A 14,516-nucleotide genomic window follows, 5' to 3' on the forward strand; every position below is an offset into this window, starting at 1 on the left:
ACCAATGCGTTCGTTTGCCTGAAAAACAGCCAAAATATTGTTAATCGACTGAAATAACAACAGATTGACCGTTTATTCAGCACAAATACTGGCTACAGCGCTTAATGTTTTTTGATGAACATATCTTTGGTGTAGTAATTTCCCCGGTTATCTGGCGCAAATCCTCCCACCCACGGCTTCACAAGATGCGTGCGGACATAGTGGTAAACCGGAATCGCTGGTACATCCTCTCCTAAAAGGTCTTCAGCCTGCTGGTAGTATTTGCCTCGCTCCTCCAGCGAAGTTGCTTTCGCCGCATTGCGCATCGCGTCATCAAAAGCGGGATTGCTGTACCTGGTGGTATTCTCGCTATCGCCGGTACGGAAAATATTGAGGAAACTTGAGGCATCATCATAATCGGCGATCCATGCGTAGCGCACGACGTCAAAATTACCGGTGTGCATGGTATCCAGCATGGTTTTCCATTCCTGATTTTGCAGCTTCGCCTCTACGCCGAGGTTTTTCTTCCACATTGACGATGCGGCAATGGCAATACGCTGGTGCGTTTCGAAAGTGTTATAGAGCAGATTTAGGCTAAGCGGATGCTCAGGGCCATAACCGGCTTCAGCCAGCAGTTTCTTAGCCTCGGTAATGCGTTTTTCGAGCGGCCACGCCGCATATTCCGGCGCATGCAATTGCACTCCCCCTATTTCCGGCTGGCTGATAACCCACGCCGCGCGTTGTCCCTGCCCCATCACCTTTTGTGCGATGATGTCTTTATCTAACGCCATATTCAGCGCCCGGCGCACGCGCGGGTCATTAAACGGTGCTCGCGTCGTATTGAACTGATAGTAATAGGTTGAAAGCTGAGGTGAGACATAGAGTTCATCGCCCATCGTCTTTTTCAACTGCGCAAACTGATTGACCGGGACGCTATACACAATGTCGATTTCGCCGGCCTTATAGCGGTTAACGTCTGCGGACTCTGAACTGATGGGCAAATAAGTGACCTTATCAATGACGGTGTGCCGATCGTCCCAATAATGCGGGTTACGCACGGCAACGATGCGCTCATTGACTACCCACTGCGATAACTTGTACGCCCCGCTGCAGACAAAATGTTCTGGCCGGGTCCACTTATCACCAAAGCGGCCGATCAGCACTTTATCCAGCGGAACCAGTGACGGGTGCGCCAGCATCGCCAGAAACGCCGCCGTTGGCTGCGTCAGGGTAATTTCCAGCGTGCTATCATCCAGGGCTTTGACCCCGATAGCGGCAGGATCTTTTTTCCCTTGGGCAATATCGAGGGCGTTTGCTACGTGCATATTGCCCAGATACGAGGAATAAGGTGAAGCTGTTTGCGGTGAGACCAGACGCTGCCAGCTCCAGACGACATCCTGTGCGGTAATGGCAGACCCATCTGACCAGGTTATGCCCGGACGTAAATGAAAGGTCCAGACGGTGTTGTCTTTGTTCTCCCAGGACGCGGCCAGCCGGGGTTCGATAGACCCATCCGACTTAACCGCCACCAGTCCGTCGAACATATCGCTGATTAAATTAAACTCAACGTTGCTTTCGACTTTATGCGGATCCAGCGACGCTGGCTCACTGCCATTGTTTCTGACCAGTTCCTGTTTTTCTGCAAGAATTGTTCCTGCGGGAACATTTGCCGCCATCGCCGCGCCGTTGATAGACATCAAACAGACAGTCAACAGCGTAAACGTCAATATCTTCGATTTATGTTGAATCATTCCCTTTACCTTATTGCTCTGTTTTATGTAGACACCGCTGTCACTGTCAGAGAGAAACAGGAATAACGCAATATTTTTCAGTTACCTGGCAGATATCTAACAGGCATTTTTACACATATAGTGCTAACATCTGATTCGGGAGCTTTTGTTGAAATAATATGCTTAAGCCTGGCGGGTTAAAATGCGTAAAGATGGGTAAAACCGCTGTGTCATTCCCCTTGATTTCATTATCCTCCATCATTAATTACATCTGTCATAAGAGAGTGACTCATGGATCGTATTATTAGTTCTTCACGCGATCGTACATCGCTACTCAGCACGCATAAGGTGCTGCGCAATACCTATTTCCTGCTCAGCCTGACGCTGGCATTTTCGGCGCTCACTGCGACTGCCAGTACCGTACTGATGCTGCCTTCTCCGGGGCTTATCCTGACGCTGGTGGGTATGTATGGTCTGATGTTCTTGACCTATAAAACGGCGGATAAACCGGTTGGTATTCTGTCAGCTTTCGCTTTTACCGGCTTCCTGGGCTACATTCTGGGACCGATCCTGAACACATACCTGTCTGCGGGCATGGGTGATGTTATCGCCATGGCTTTGGGCGGTACGGCGCTGGTCTTCTTCAGCTGCTCAGCCTACGTGCTGACCACGCGGAAAGACATGTCCTTCCTCGGCGGTATGCTGATGGCAGGGATCGTGGTGGTGCTGATTGGTATGGTTGCGAATATCTTCCTGCAGTTGCCGGCTTTACATCTGGCGATCAGCGCGGTGTTTATTCTGATTTCTTCAGGCGCAATCCTGTTTGAAACCAGTAATATCATCCGTGGTGGTGAAACCAACTACATCCGTGCCACCGTCAGCCTGTACGTTTCGCTGTACAACATCTTCGTCAGCCTGCTGAGCATTTTGGGCTTCGCCAGCCGCGATTAATCAGCATCACTGATACGAAAAAAGAGAATGCCAATGGCATTCTCTTTTTTTATACCTTATTGACCCCGGCAGATATAGGTAGGATAGCGCCGGTCCTGAATAAGCCACACAGCAGGTGAAAGTTCAGAGATCGTCAGGTAGTAGCGTGAGGTCGGATAGGCGAAGCTCCCCCATTGGGCATTCGGCGTATTGTCACTGTGGCGAAGCCAGGTTTTGGTGTAGGTCAATACAATGACGTTGTCATCGTCCCGCTGCTCCCACGTAAAGTCTACATCCCTGTCAACGATAAAATTTTGCCCGCCAGCTCTTGCCGCACCTTTATAGGTGGTCAACCCTGTACCGTCCCGATGAAAATAGAACTGAGCAAGGGCATTTACCTTCACTTCACTTGTTTTCCCCTCATTGCGCGTAAAGTTAAATTCAGTGCTGCAGGCCAGCACATCACTTTTTCCCGTCGCGCCGCAATAGTAAAACAGCGCCACCGCGCCGCCGACCAGGGCTCCGCCCAGTCCAAAAAGAAGCCTTATTTTCATTTTCCAGCCCCGTTTTTATAGCGAATGGTCTTGCACAGACGTGTTTTATTGACCGGGCAGGCCCCGATAAACAGTTCATCAGCAGTTGCAAGCGAAAAACGGGCGCTGAAAAAATAAATAGCATACTCCTCGCGCTCGCAAGCCACGTCATTGGCCTCCAGTCGCTCAGCTAATTTTGATAGCACTAACGGCCGTCCATGATCTTCGATGACCCAGATACTACAACGCGCGATTTTTTCCTGGACCGGCTTTAATTTCGCCGGAACAGTTATCTCCTGCGGGCGGCTAACGTAAAAGATCGCTCCCAACGGCACGGCAATCAATGCCCCTATTCTGAACCACTTTTTCAGGGATACTCGCCGGGGCAGAACGTCTTGTTGCGCTGAGGGGGGTTGCGGATCAACGGCTTGAATTTTCTCTCCAGGCTGAAAAATCACATCAGCATCAAAACGGAAACCATAGCGCGGGACAGTGACGATCAATTCGTGCCCCTCTCCCAGAGACTGGAAGCTTTTACGCAGTTCGCTTACCGCTTTATTGAGATTATTTCCTGATGGCGTAAAGCCAAATTCTTCCCACACGCGAGCGATCAATTCCTCCCGGCTTAAGTCGCGTCCTCGGTGTTTAATGAATTCCTGTAAAAGACGAACGGCTGGCGCCGAAAGTGTTAATACAGACTCGGGTTGTCCAACAAGACTTATTGCATGTGCTTCAGGATCAAATAACAACGAATTATTGCATATAAAAAACATCTTTTATTCTCGGCTGTTACCGCATGCTTTTTATTCCCTGGTACGTCGATATGAAAACCGCCCCCTGACCTGCTTATTTTTTCATCAGAAGGAATTTTCCTCCCATCCTTGGCCGCGGTATTTTCGCTTAACTATACAACCTTAAAGCCAGAAAAGCAGGATAAAAAACTGTATATAACGAGTTAACTAATACAAATTTTCACAAACCGCTGTTCTGGTTAAAGTTTCCCTGCCCTGAAGCGATAGGAAAGCAGACGGTGTCCTGGTGTTAACGCGCCGCCTTTAAACTCAGAGCAGGCAGACTGATTGTGAAACAGAAAAAAAGAGTGAGCATGACAACCGCCTTTTATGTCGCCGCGCTGTCATTGCCATTTTTCTCAGAAATGACAATGGCCAATATGAGCGTGTATCCCATGGAACTGAATGTAGACAGATCCGGTGCGGCGCAAATAAAGGTGGCTTCAAAAACGGATGATATTCAGTTCATTCGGGTGAGGCAAAAGAAAATTCTTAATCCCGGAACAGCCCAGGAAAAAGAAATTGACGTCGCTTCGTGGAAAGAAGGTGGCGTGGTGGTTACGCCCGAGAAATTTGCTCTGGCTGCAGGCGCGATGCGCGTTGTTCGTCTGGTATCGCTTATACCGCCGAAAAAAGAGACCACCTGGCGTGTCTATTTTGAAGGGGTAAAACAACCTGACAGCATTATTCCGGGCAAGGCAGAAACCCCTGCAGCAATGGCGACATTAGGTGTCAATGTGATCTGGGGTGCACTGGTCCACATTGCTCCAGAAGAAAACGTAATTTCACTGTCGATTGACCCTCGCCGGGGAACGTTAAAAAACAACGGCACATTGCGTGTGCCGCTCAGAGAGATTGGTATTTGTGATGCTGTTTCATCGTGTAAATGGATAAAAGAAGACGCGACGATTTATCCGGACACTGAACGGAAATTAAAAACGCTCACTATGAAACAGGGTCAGAAATATAAGTTCCGCTACTTCAACTGGGTAAATAAAACCGCTGAAGAAGCTGATTTACCCGTCGTGCAATAACACGACGGCACAGTAAAAACCCACGTAGTTTGTTTAAAGAGCCAAGGTGCTCATTTGTAAATATGGAGATATCAATGCGTAACTATATTAAACCTCTGATGATTGTTGCCGCGATGGCCTCGTCCTTTAGCGCGCTGGCGATTCAAAAAGATATTACCGTCAACGCCAGCGTTGACTCACAGTTGGATATGACTCAGGCCGATAACACGCCACTGCCGGCCAGCATCGACATGCAGTACCTGCCTGGTCGTGGGCTGGAAAGCTACCGCCTGAACACCAAGGTGTGGTCTAACTCCGCCACCAGCAATGTCAAAGTGCGCCTCGTTAGCGCAGCTAAGCTCACCAATATGGATGGCAACGAGACTGTACCGATGACGGTGATTCTGGGTGATAAAACACTGTCTACCACCGATGCCGAATTTACCGGAACTGAACTGTTCCCAGGCAGCATTGAAAACGGTTCAGCGGTACTGCCACTGACCATTTCTCAGACCACCAAAGGCATTCTGAAAACCGGTCAGTACAGCGGCGTTGTCAGCCTGATGCTGACGCAGGCGACGACCACGGAAGGCGGTGCGTAACACCACAGTACATAAGGGATAACGTCAGAGGGTGCCCACCCTCTGACGTCAGGATGATGTCGAGGCTTGGTCATGGCGTTTCACAGAAATACTCTCCTCTTAGTTGCTTTATTACCCGCATCCATCCAACTCGCCTGCGCCGAGATGGCCGTCCCGGCAGGTTTCGAAGATCTGGCGAAAACGCAGCGCCTATGGATAGAGGTTAACCTCTATGGCGAATCGCTTGGCCTTTTTGAAACGGATATCACACTTGAATCGGTCAGTTTTGTCGCACCCGAAACCGTGGTCGTGGCTATCAAACGTCAGTTTAATGACGCTCCTGCCCTCGTTGCCACCGTGTCTGCAGCTCTCGCCGTTCCACTTGCCCGTAACGGCAACCTGGCGTGCAGCAGCAATGGCTCCGCAACGGGATGTGATTACATTGATACCCATCGCGCGGCCATAATCTATGATGAGAATAACGCGCGCATTAGCCTGTTTTTGGACAAGAAATTTCTGCCTAAACAGACCACAGAAAACCAGTGGTATCAGCCTACGCAGGGCACTGAGAATGCGTTGATCCATCAACAGAATATCAATTTTGTTGCCGACAGGGATTACCAGTCAGCCACCGTTCAGGGCAATGGCGCGCTGGCCATGACGCAGGACGGCTACTTTAATCTCGACTGGACCTGGCTGGGGCAGCGTTCAAGGCACCAGCAGCAACAAGAAATAACCGTCAACAATGCCTGGTTTCGCCAGGATATCTGGCGTCAGTACTATATTCAGTTAGGCGAGATGGATACCCGCGATCTGTTCAGTAATGCTGGTGGGAATATCAACCTCAGCCAACTGCCGCTGGGCAAAATTCGCGGCCTGCGTACAGGCTCGACAAGGGCATGGATTAATCCGGTTCAGCAGTCAAAGGGTACCCCTATCACCGTGCTGCTTTCCCATGATGCGCGTATTGACGCCCGCCGGGGCAATCAGCTGCTGGCCAGTTTTTATCTCAATGCTGGGGCCCAGACTCTGGACACGCGATCGTTCCCCGACGGGAGCTATACCGTGACGCTGTCCGTCTATGAAAATAACCGGCTGACACGTACCGAGCAGATACCGTTTACCCGCACCGGTATTACGCCGTTTGACCGCGTCGAGTGGTTCCTGCAGGCAGGCGAAACCGACAATAACAATCAAAACGATGAACGTAGCGCGGTCGCTCAGGCGGGTGTCCGCCTGCCAGTCACTCCAACGCTGGCACTCACCAGTGGCGCAGCGATAAAGAAAAACCAACGTTTTCTGGAAAATGCACTCGACTGGAGTCGTGGTTTCAATGCGGGTCCGATCGATGGCGTACTCTCGACCCGGTTTAGCTACCTTTACGGCAGCGAAGGACAACGCGGCAATATTCAGCAAATCAGCTATAACGACGGCTTTTCACTGAGCTTCTATCGCAACGCGTTATCAGCGGAAAACTGCAATACCCGAAGCGCGGGATATGACGCCGTAAATGGCTGTTACCGAAGCCTGTCGGTGATGTTCTCCGTCCCTGTCGGCACCTGGTACGCCAGCCTGGGATATTCGGATAACCGCAACGAAGGACGGTACGTTTCTCGGCGGGAACTCCCGGACAGTGACGATCGCCACGATGCAGGCTTGCCCTGGGAGTCGGTTTATATGACCCGCTCACGCACGCGGGCCTGGCAGGGTGGCTTGAGTACGGCTTTCAGCACGCGTGGTCTGAACATCAACAGCAGCATTAACCTTTTCATGCGTAACGATGACTCACGCGAAGGCAGGGATAAAGGCGGCTACCTGAGCGTGAGCCTGTCAATGGCGCATAACCATCAGGGCAATGCGACAAGCTATACCTCTCTGGGCGCGACATGGCAGCACCAGCAGCATGAAAAAAACCAGTTGAGCTATAACGTGGCGCACAACTGGTATGCCGACGCACGTGGTGAAAATGAGTATGGACTGAGCGCATCAGGTATTAACAGCGATTCACTCAATACCTCTGCCTACACGCGCCAGGGCGGACGATATGGCAACGGGAGCCTGACAGTCAGCGATGCCTGGGATCGTCAGGATCGGCGCCATACCCTGAGCAGCAGCGGCAATTACAACTCCACGCTTGCGCTGTCGCGCTCTGGTCTGTGGCTGGGCCGCTGGAGCGACGGACGTCCTGCTTCAGCCATCGCGGTTAACGTTGCCACACCGGAAGATTCCCAGGATCCGAGCATTGCCGTGTCGCTGGATAACGGCGGCAGTGCAGACATTCCAGGCAATAGCCGCGCCCTCTTCGCCGTGCCGGGCTATCAGCAGACTACGTTGACGATTAACGAATCGCTGGATGTCTCGCGGGGTGCCAGCAGTGAAATCACACAAGGTTCAGGCAGCAGAACGTTGTTTATGGTGCCAGGCAAACTGCTCCGCCGGGACGTGCAAACCACGGCAAGCTACACCTGGCTCGGCCAGTTAACTGACGAGCAACATTCGCCGTTTATCGGCGGCGTGCCACTGAACGTTAACGGCTGGAGCGACCTTGGCAACGGCGGGTTTAGCGCTCAAAGCGACGCTCTGCTGCATAACCTCTACCTGGTGCGTCAGCAGCAGTTTTATCAGTGCGAGCTGAATGTAAAGAGTATGCGCGACGTCGTGCGTTACGTCGGGTCGATCCCTTGCCGGGAATTAACCTTCTCTGCCCTGCCGGATACTGTCCAGCAACAGGCACAGCTGATGCTCGCCGGACGATCGGTACCAACGGGTCCAACTGCCATGAATGCAGACAACATCACAAAAGGGAAATGATGTGAACAAGCACTTAATTATTTTACTTTTTTTAAGCCTGTGGGCGGGCCAGACCCAGGCAGCGGCCCCTGCCGGAAGAAACACCAGCGTCGATATCAGTTTCGATCGCATGGCCCCCCCCGCGCGCTTTGATATCTGGGTTCATGAACCGAGCGGCTATGATGTCGCCGATCCGCAAAAGTGGGGACGTAATACTCTGACGTGTCTGTCCCGTACCGACTCCGCAGTTGGCGCCTGCATGACCGCCCCGGCCTGGTTCACGGCGAACCCGGGGACACCTTATGCCATCAATTTACGTTTTACGCATGCCCTTACCAGCAAAACGGTGGATCTTAAGGTCTATGGCGACCACTACATGTTTTTCAATAATAAAGTCTTTACCTATCCCAGTTTTATCACGGGAGGGACAGAGATTGTTGCAAACTGGACCAGAGAACCCTACTTCGATTTCTATATCGTGAAAAGCGAACTGGAAAAGCTCGCTCTGCCGGGTATCTGGACCGCAACGCTGAGGCAGAACCTGCGTCAATGGGATAGTGGCAACTGCGGCGGGAACTTCGCTGACCCCAATACCGGATGTCCAGGCTATCGCGCCATTGCTAGCTGGCAGGCCACGATGCGCATTGAGGTTGTCGATCCGGGTAATCAGCAGATTTATCTGCCGGCATTTCCGCACTCAACGCCTGTCGTTAACCTCAACCTGACCAACTTCCCGGGGCGGCCGGGTGGCAGTGAAATCCAGGGTGAAAACACGCTGGATATGTGCCTGTACGACGGCAAAAACAGTACCAGCACCCGTACTTATCTTCGGTTTGAGGATGACGGACTCCCCTCAACGGACCGTGCGGAAGAGGCATTTTCAATCCGGCGACGCGGCGGAAGTCAGACCGATGCGCGGGATCGTCTCGACTATCAGGTCTTCGTCACTAATCCCGTCACGGGCGCAACCGAAACCGTCGCCAACGGTAAAACCCTAGTCTGGCAAGGCACCAACGATCCGCAGCATCTGCGTCAGGTCGTCCTGCCCGGCGGACGTGAGAGCGTACTGTGCGTACCAGCCCCTATTGTTCTGAAAACCCCTGCGTTTGCAGCCAGCAGTAAAAACGCCGGGGATTACACCGGCACGCTACGCATCATCTACACACCCAGTACGTTATAAAGAGGCCGCCGTGAATTACGTCATTCTTGATAATAATCGTTTTTATGCCGAAGGGTTGCGCTACGCCCTTCTGCGCCGTAACGCTCACACTCAAGTTGAGAGTGGCGCGTTACAGTGGCACCGTTCGCTGTTGGCCTGCGACACCCTCGTTGTGCGTTGCCGCTTTTCCGTCGCGAGGACGCATCTGGCGCTGGTCGACATTCTGCTTCAACTGGAGGCCAGGCGCTGGGCGGGAACGGTTTATCTGGTGTGCAATGAAAAAGGCTGGGCACTGGCCACGCATTTACGAAAGCGTTTTGCCACGCTGACCTTACATATCATTGATGACAGAATTGCCGTCGTGGATGCGGCGTATCTGCTTGCTAAAGAGCCCCGTCGGGTACGCAGTCTGAATTGCTGCCTGACTGGCATGGAGTTCAATGTTCTCGACAGGCTGGTTAACGGTCAATCGGTAAAACATGTTGCGCATATGACGCAGATTAGCGAAAAACAGGTATCGACGTATAAATGCAACGCGCTGAAGAAGCTTAATGCCAACAATCTGCTACAGCTTCTTCTGTAGGTCGAGGTTTCTCACGCCGCCCCTTATTTGCTAAACTAAGGGCGGTTTTTACTTTATCGACAGAGCACTATGTTCATTTTTGCAGGCCATGAAATTGAGACCGATAGCGAAGGCTATCTGAAAGACACCACACAATGGAGCGAGCCGCTGGCGGAGAAAATCGCCGAAAACGAAGGTATCGTTCTCTCCCCCGAACACTGGGAAGTGGTGCGTTTCGTTCGCGAGTTTTATCTGGAGTTTAATACCTCCCCCGCAATCCGCATGCTGGTAAAAGCGATGGCCAACAAGTTTGGCGAAGAAAAAGGCAACAGCCGTTATCTCTATCGCCTGTTTCCGAAAGGCCCAGCTAAGCAGGCAACTAAAATTGCCGGCCTGCCGAAACCGGTGAAATGTATTTAATAGCGGATACTAAATCCCTTTAGCTCGTCGCCAGGGCGGTGCGGTTCGCTGAGAACCCGATCAACCCTGGCGCTGCGCGGTCCCCCGGCTTTCAACCACTTCATCAGTTGTTCCACCCGCTCACTTTCACCACAGGCGACAACTTCTACGCTGCCGTCATCCATATTCTTAGCATAGCCGGTCAACCCCAGCCGTTGCGCTTCATACTGGGTGGTGTAGCGAAATCCTACCCCCTGAACCCGGCCATAGACCCAGGCGATGATGCAGACTTTCGACATTGCGGTTCTCCCTATCAACATAAATGAAAGAACAGGTACCGATGGACAGATGACCGGCAATCTCCTGAGCTGTCCATAGATTAGCAGGGGATAACTGAATAAGTTGTCGCACCTGTTCAGTGAGATTAAACCGTCGCTCGATAAGCAGAGGCCCCGCCATACCATCATGCAGTAGCGCCAGACGCTGATGATTGACCTCATCATCTGTGCTACTCTACGCGCCATTTTATTTTAATGGTTTCAGGTTGGTACTTTCATCCAACCCGCGTCACTGTTTGTGAGAGGTTGCTCCGCATGACTGAATCTACAATTCCACATTATCCTCGTTTAGTGTTAGCCAAGGGGCGCGAAAAATCATTACTTCGCCGCCATCCATGGGTATTTTCCGGTGCTGTCGCACGTATGGAAGGTAAAGCCAACCTCGGTGAAACCGTTGATATTGTTGACCACCTGGGGAAATGGTTAGCGCGCGGTGCGTTCTCTCCGGCGTCGCAGATCCGTGCGCGCGTCTGGAGCTTCGATAAGTCTGAATCCATCGACATTGATTTCTTTACCCGTCGTCTGCAGAAGGCGCAGACATGGCGTGACTGGCTGGCGAAAAAGGACGGTCTGGACAGCTACCGTCTGATCGCCGGAGAATCCGACGGCCTGCCGGGTGTCACTATTGACCGCTTCGGCAACTTCCTGGTATTGCAGTTGCTCAGCGCGGGGGCTGAATACCAACGCGCCGCGCTGATTAGTGCTCTGCAAATTGTTTTCCCGGACTGCGCTATTTATGACCGTAGCGATGTGGCCGTGCGTAAAAAAGAAGGTATGGCGCTGACCCAAGGGCCCGTCACGGGCGAACTGCCGCCTGCTCTGCTGCCTATCGAAGAACACGGGATGAAGCTGCTGGTTGATATTCAGCACGGTCACAAAACCGGCTATTACCTCGATCAACGCGATAGCCGCCTGGCGACGCGTCGTTATGTGGAAAACCAGCGTGTCCTGAACTGTTTCTCCTATACCGGCGGCTTTGCGGTCTCAGCATTAATGGGCGGATGCCGTCAGGTGGTCAGCGTCGACACCTCTCAGGAAGCACTCGATATTGCCCGCCAGAACGTGGAACTGAACAAGCTGGATCTGAGTAAAGCCGAGTTCGTGCGAGATGATGTGTTCAAACTGCTGCGCGCCTATCGCGATCGCGGTGAGAAATTTGATGTCATCGTGATGGATCCGCCGAAATTTGTCGAAAACAAAAGCCAGTTGATGGGCGCCTGCCGCGGTTATAAGGACATCAATATGCAGGCTATTCAGTTGCTGAACCCAGGCGGCGTACTGCTGACATTTTCCTGCTCCGGGCTGATGACGACCGATTTATTTCAGAAAATCATCGCTGATGCCGCAATAGATGCTGGTCGTGATGTACAATTTATAGAGCAGTTCCGTCAGGCCGCCGATCATCCGGTGATCGCTACCTACCCGGAAGGGCTGTATCTGAAAGGGTTTGCCTGTCGCATCATGTAACTTGAAAAGTGGAATATTACCCTTACATAGAGGGTATCTATTTCCCGGGAGGTGACTATGATTGCCAGCAAATTCGGTATCGGCCAGCAGGTCCGCCATTCCCTGTTAGGTTACCTCGGAGTGGTCGTGGATATCGACCCGGAATATTCGCTTGATGAGCCGTCAGCCGATGAGTTGGCGGTTAACAGCGAACTTCGCGCCGCTCCCTGGTATCACGTGGTGATGGAAGACGATAATGGTCTGCCAGTGCATACGTATCTGGCCGAAGCGCAACTGAGTAGCGAGCTACAGGAAGAACATCCGGAGCAACCGTCAATGGATGAACTGGCGCGCACAATCCGTAAACAGCTTCAGGCTCCACGCCTGCGTAATTGATAATAACACAGGCCTGATGGCGCTTCGCTTATCGGGCCTGTACGTTTCATCCGGCGACAGTCAAACTTTACTTCGCCAGTCCCAGTCGCGGGATCTCAATCGCCGGGCAACGATCCATCACCACCGTCAGCCCCGCATCACGCGCCAGCACGGCCGCCTGCTCGTTAATTACGCCAAGCTGCATCCATAGCGTCTTCGCGCCAATGGCGATAGCCTCCTGAGCGACGCCCCACGCCGCTTCAGAATTACGGAAGACATCGACCATATCCACTTTCTCTGGCACATCCGCCAGCGTTGCATAGCCCTGCTGCCCCAGTAGCATTTTTCCGGCAACCTTCGGTGAAACGGGAATAACGTGATAGCCCTGATCGAGTAAATACTTCATCACGCGATAGCTTGGGCGATCGGGTTTATCGCTTGCGCCAACCAGTGCAATCGTACGGGTAGATGTCAAAATGCCAGCAATATCGGTCTCTTTCATCGTGTTCCTCCAGGCTGTTTAACAAAGTGTACGACAAACCTGCCCCCGCAACCATTCATCCCATACTGGCGTATGAGAGCTAAACTCAAAAATATGTCTATATGTTAGTAAACGTGATTATCGAAAAATTTAGATACATGTTTGCAGCTATTTTCTGGACAGGAGAAACCTATGAAAGCCGGCATTGTGACAGCCTTAATTGCCCTGTGTTTGCCGGTAACCGTTTTTGCTACCTCATTACGCCTGTCTAATGATATTGACCTTTTGGTGCTGGACGGAAAAAAAGTTTCCAGCTCATTACTGCGCGGCGCCGACAGTATCGAGCTGGAAAATGGTCGCCACCAGCTCGTATTTCGCGTAGAAAAAACCATTCGCTTGTCCAGCCACGAAGAACGTCTGTATATTTCGCCTCCGCTGGTCATCAGCTTTGATACCCAACTCGTCAGCCAGGTTAATTTTCACCTCCCGCGTCTGAACAATGAGCGGGACACAGCGCATTTTGATGACGCTCCACGCGTGGAATTGCTGGATGGGGACTCCATGCCTATCCCCGTCAAGCTGGATATTCTGTCAATCACATCCACAGCGAAAATCGTGAATTATGAAATGGAAACTGAACGCTATAACAAAGCGGCTAAACATGCGTCATTACCGCAGTTTGCTACGATGATGGCCGATGACAGCTCGCTGCTTTCCGGGGTATCTGAACTGGATCGCGTGCCGCCTCAGTCGCAAACGCTGACCGAACAGCGCTTAAAATATTGGTACCAACAGGCCGACGCACAAACGCGAAGTAACTTTTTGCAATGGGCTCAGAAACAGCCTCCTTCATGACATTTATGTTCGCATACGCATTTTTTTTGTCTTTCTCTTGCAGCGTCAAGAGCTTCCAGTACTCTGTAACCAGGTTAACTTGGGAGCTGTACTATGGAATTAACAACTCGCACATTGCCAGCGCGTAAACATATTGCGCTGGTTGCACACGATCACTGTAAAAAGATGTTGATGAGCTGGGTGGAACGCCACCAGCCGTTGCTGGAAAAGCACGTTCTGTACGCCACAGGAACAACGGGAAACTTAATCCAACGCGCAACGGGAATGGACGTCAACGCCATGCTGAGCGGTCCGATGGGGGGTGACCAGCAGGTGGGCGCGCTGATTTCAGAAGGGAAAATTGATGTGCTGATTTTCTTCTGGGACCCGCTGAACGCCGTACCTCACGATCCTGATGTCAAAGCCCTGCTGCGTCTGGCGACGGTATGGAACATTCCGGTTGCCACCAACGTGTCGACCGCCGATTTTATTATCCAGTCGCCAAACTTCAACGATGCAACGGACATATTGATCCCAGATTACGCCCGCTATCTGGCAGAGCGCCTCAAATAAAC

At 51.9% G+C, this 14,516-nt stretch carries 16 protein-coding genes and 1 pseudogene; 11 read left to right on the forward strand and 6 right to left on the reverse strand.

Features of this window, described 5'->3' with window-relative positions; all coding sequences use genetic code 11:
* Window positions 1–101 precede the first annotated feature (101 nt).
* The gene (locus tag OGV52_RS02380) at window positions 102–1,730 is read right to left on the reverse strand and encodes an ABC transporter substrate-binding protein (RefSeq protein ID WP_287108031.1); all 1,629 of its coding nucleotides are present in this window, start codon (window positions 1,728–1,730) and stop codon (window positions 102–104) included.
* A gap of 270 nt (window positions 1,731–2,000) precedes the next feature.
* On the opposite strand from OGV52_RS02380, the gene yccA reads away from it, so the two are divergent.
* On the forward strand, window positions 2,001–2,660 hold the full coding sequence (gene yccA, locus OGV52_RS02385; RefSeq protein WP_016152501.1) for an FtsH protease modulator YccA: 660 nt from the start codon (window positions 2,001–2,003) through the stop codon (window positions 2,658–2,660).
* A gap of 56 nt (window positions 2,661–2,716) precedes the next feature.
* On the opposite strand, the gene OGV52_RS02390 is transcribed toward yccA, so the two are convergent.
* Window positions 2,717–3,193: a hypothetical protein gene (locus OGV52_RS02390; RefSeq protein ID WP_259686093.1), complete on the reverse strand. Its 477-nt coding sequence runs from the start codon at window positions 3,191–3,193 to the stop codon at window positions 2,717–2,719.
* A complete protein-coding gene (locus OGV52_RS02395; RefSeq protein WP_016152499.1) occupies window positions 3,190–3,945 on the reverse strand; it encodes a winged helix-turn-helix domain-containing protein in 756 nt (251 codons plus the stop codon). Before OGV52_RS02395 ends, OGV52_RS02390 begins: the two co-directional genes overlap by 4 nt.
* Window positions 3,946–4,253: 308 nt before the next feature.
* Between OGV52_RS02395 and OGV52_RS02400 the strand changes: the two genes are divergently transcribed.
* The 6 genes from OGV52_RS02400 (at window position 4,254) to tusE (ending at window position 10,488) form a co-directional block, all read left to right on the forward strand.
* Window positions 4,254–4,997, forward strand: coding sequence for a fimbrial protein (locus OGV52_RS02400; protein ID WP_047359363.1), 744 nt, complete (start codon window positions 4,254–4,256; stop codon window positions 4,995–4,997).
* A gap of 74 nt (window positions 4,998–5,071) precedes the next feature.
* Window positions 5,072–5,578: a CS1 type fimbrial major subunit gene (locus tag OGV52_RS02405; RefSeq protein WP_141875048.1), complete on the forward strand. Its 507-nt coding sequence runs from the start codon at window positions 5,072–5,074 to the stop codon at window positions 5,576–5,578.
* A gap of 72 nt (window positions 5,579–5,650) precedes the next feature.
* Complete coding sequence (locus OGV52_RS02410; protein WP_287108033.1) at window positions 5,651–8,368, forward strand: TcfC E-set like domain-containing protein; 2,718 nt, start codon at window positions 5,651–5,653, stop codon at window positions 8,366–8,368.
* Between the two features lies 1 nt (window position 8,369).
* Window positions 8,370–9,527, forward strand: a complete 1,158-nt coding sequence (locus OGV52_RS02415) for a CblD like pilus biogenesis initiator family protein (RefSeq protein ID WP_181626260.1) — start codon at window positions 8,370–8,372, stop codon at window positions 9,525–9,527.
* Window positions 9,528–9,537: 10 nt separating this feature from the next.
* Entirely contained in the window at window positions 9,538–10,089 is a 552-nt protein-coding gene (locus OGV52_RS02420; RefSeq protein WP_103929077.1) for a LuxR C-terminal-related transcriptional regulator, read from the forward strand.
* 69 nt (window positions 10,090–10,158) lie between these two features.
* On the forward strand, window positions 10,159–10,488 hold the full coding sequence (gene tusE, locus OGV52_RS02425; RefSeq protein WP_016152493.1) for a sulfurtransferase TusE: 330 nt from the start codon (window positions 10,159–10,161) through the stop codon (window positions 10,486–10,488).
* On the opposite strand, the gene yccX is transcribed toward tusE, so the two are convergent.
* The gene (gene yccX, locus OGV52_RS02430; protein WP_181220585.1) at window positions 10,485–10,766 is read right to left on the reverse strand and encodes an acylphosphatase; all 282 of its coding nucleotides are present in this window, start codon (window positions 10,764–10,766) and stop codon (window positions 10,485–10,487) included. The two genes, tusE and yccX, sit on opposite strands and share 4 nt — an antisense overlap.
* A gap of 34 nt (window positions 10,767–10,800) precedes the next feature.
* Window positions 10,801–10,947, reverse strand: a pseudogene (locus OGV52_RS02435) (AraC family transcriptional regulator); the annotation flags it as partial.
* Between the two features lie 113 nt (window positions 10,948–11,060).
* On the opposite strand from OGV52_RS02435, the gene rlmI reads away from it, so the two are divergent.
* Together rlmI and hspQ are read left to right on the forward strand one after the other, a co-directional pair.
* Window positions 11,061–12,272 (forward strand): 23S rRNA (cytosine(1962)-C(5))-methyltransferase RlmI, encoded by a 1,212-nt coding sequence (rlmI, locus tag OGV52_RS02440; protein ID WP_287108037.1) that lies wholly within the window; start codon window positions 11,061–11,063, stop codon window positions 12,270–12,272.
* Between the two features lie 57 nt (window positions 12,273–12,329).
* The gene (hspQ, locus tag OGV52_RS02445; protein WP_016152490.1) at window positions 12,330–12,647 is read left to right on the forward strand and encodes a heat shock protein HspQ; all 318 of its coding nucleotides are present in this window, start codon (window positions 12,330–12,332) and stop codon (window positions 12,645–12,647) included.
* A 67-nt stretch (window positions 12,648–12,714) separates the two neighbouring features.
* Here hspQ and OGV52_RS02450 read toward each other — a convergent pair whose 3' ends face one another.
* Complete coding sequence (locus OGV52_RS02450; protein ID WP_016152489.1) at window positions 12,715–13,128, reverse strand: CoA-binding protein; 414 nt, start codon at window positions 13,126–13,128, stop codon at window positions 12,715–12,717.
* Between the two features lie 171 nt (window positions 13,129–13,299).
* On the opposite strand from OGV52_RS02450, the gene csgI reads away from it, so the two are divergent.
* Together csgI and mgsA are read left to right on the forward strand one after the other, a co-directional pair.
* Complete coding sequence (gene csgI, locus OGV52_RS02455; RefSeq protein ID WP_016152488.1) at window positions 13,300–13,962, forward strand: curli synthesis inhibitor; 663 nt, start codon at window positions 13,300–13,302, stop codon at window positions 13,960–13,962.
* Window positions 13,963–14,055: 93 nt separating this feature from the next.
* Window positions 14,056–14,514 carry a methylglyoxal synthase gene (gene mgsA, locus OGV52_RS02460; protein ID WP_016152487.1) on the forward strand — a complete coding sequence of 153 codons (459 nt, stop codon included), beginning with the start codon at window positions 14,056–14,058 and terminating at the stop codon, window positions 14,512–14,514.
* Window positions 14,515–14,516 lie beyond the last annotated feature (2 nt).

Source organism: Citrobacter sp. Cb041, from assembly GCF_030336655.1.
GTDB lineage: Bacteria > Pseudomonadota > Gammaproteobacteria > Enterobacterales > Enterobacteriaceae > Citrobacter > Citrobacter braakii.

What these genes read in the sequence shown, in the direction of transcription:
- yccA (WP_016152501.1), top strand. Translation starts at nt 2,001, where the DNA reads ATGGATCGTATTATTAGTTCTTCACGCGATCGTACATCGCTACTCAGC.
- hspQ (WP_016152490.1), top strand. Translation starts at nt 12,330, where the DNA reads ATGATTGCCAGCAAATTCGGTATCGGCCAGCAGGTCCGCCATTCCCTG.
- OGV52_RS02380 (WP_287108031.1), bottom strand. Translation starts at nt 1,730, where the DNA reads ATGATTCAACATAAATCGAAGATATTGACGTTTACGCTGTTGACTGTC.
- OGV52_RS02450 (WP_016152489.1), bottom strand. Translation starts at nt 13,128, where the DNA reads ATGAAAGAGACCGATATTGCTGGCATTTTGACATCTACCCGTACGATT.
- OGV52_RS02390 (WP_259686093.1), bottom strand. Translation starts at nt 3,193, where the DNA reads ATGAAAATAAGGCTTCTTTTTGGACTGGGCGGAGCCCTGGTCGGCGGC.
- OGV52_RS02405 (WP_141875048.1), top strand. Translation starts at nt 5,072, where the DNA reads ATGCGTAACTATATTAAACCTCTGATGATTGTTGCCGCGATGGCCTCG.
- mgsA (WP_016152487.1), top strand. Translation starts at nt 14,056, where the DNA reads ATGGAATTAACAACTCGCACATTGCCAGCGCGTAAACATATTGCGCTG.
- csgI (WP_016152488.1), top strand. Translation starts at nt 13,300, where the DNA reads ATGAAAGCCGGCATTGTGACAGCCTTAATTGCCCTGTGTTTGCCGGTA.
- OGV52_RS02410 (WP_287108033.1), top strand. Translation starts at nt 5,651, where the DNA reads ATGGCGTTTCACAGAAATACTCTCCTCTTAGTTGCTTTATTACCCGCA.
- tusE (WP_016152493.1), top strand. Translation starts at nt 10,159, where the DNA reads ATGTTCATTTTTGCAGGCCATGAAATTGAGACCGATAGCGAAGGCTAT.
- OGV52_RS02395 (WP_016152499.1), bottom strand. Translation starts at nt 3,945, where the DNA reads ATGTTTTTTATATGCAATAATTCGTTGTTATTTGATCCTGAAGCACAT.
- rlmI (WP_287108037.1), top strand. Translation starts at nt 11,061, where the DNA reads ATGACTGAATCTACAATTCCACATTATCCTCGTTTAGTGTTAGCCAAG.
- yccX (WP_181220585.1), bottom strand. Translation starts at nt 10,766, where the DNA reads ATGTCGAAAGTCTGCATCATCGCCTGGGTCTATGGCCGGGTTCAGGGG.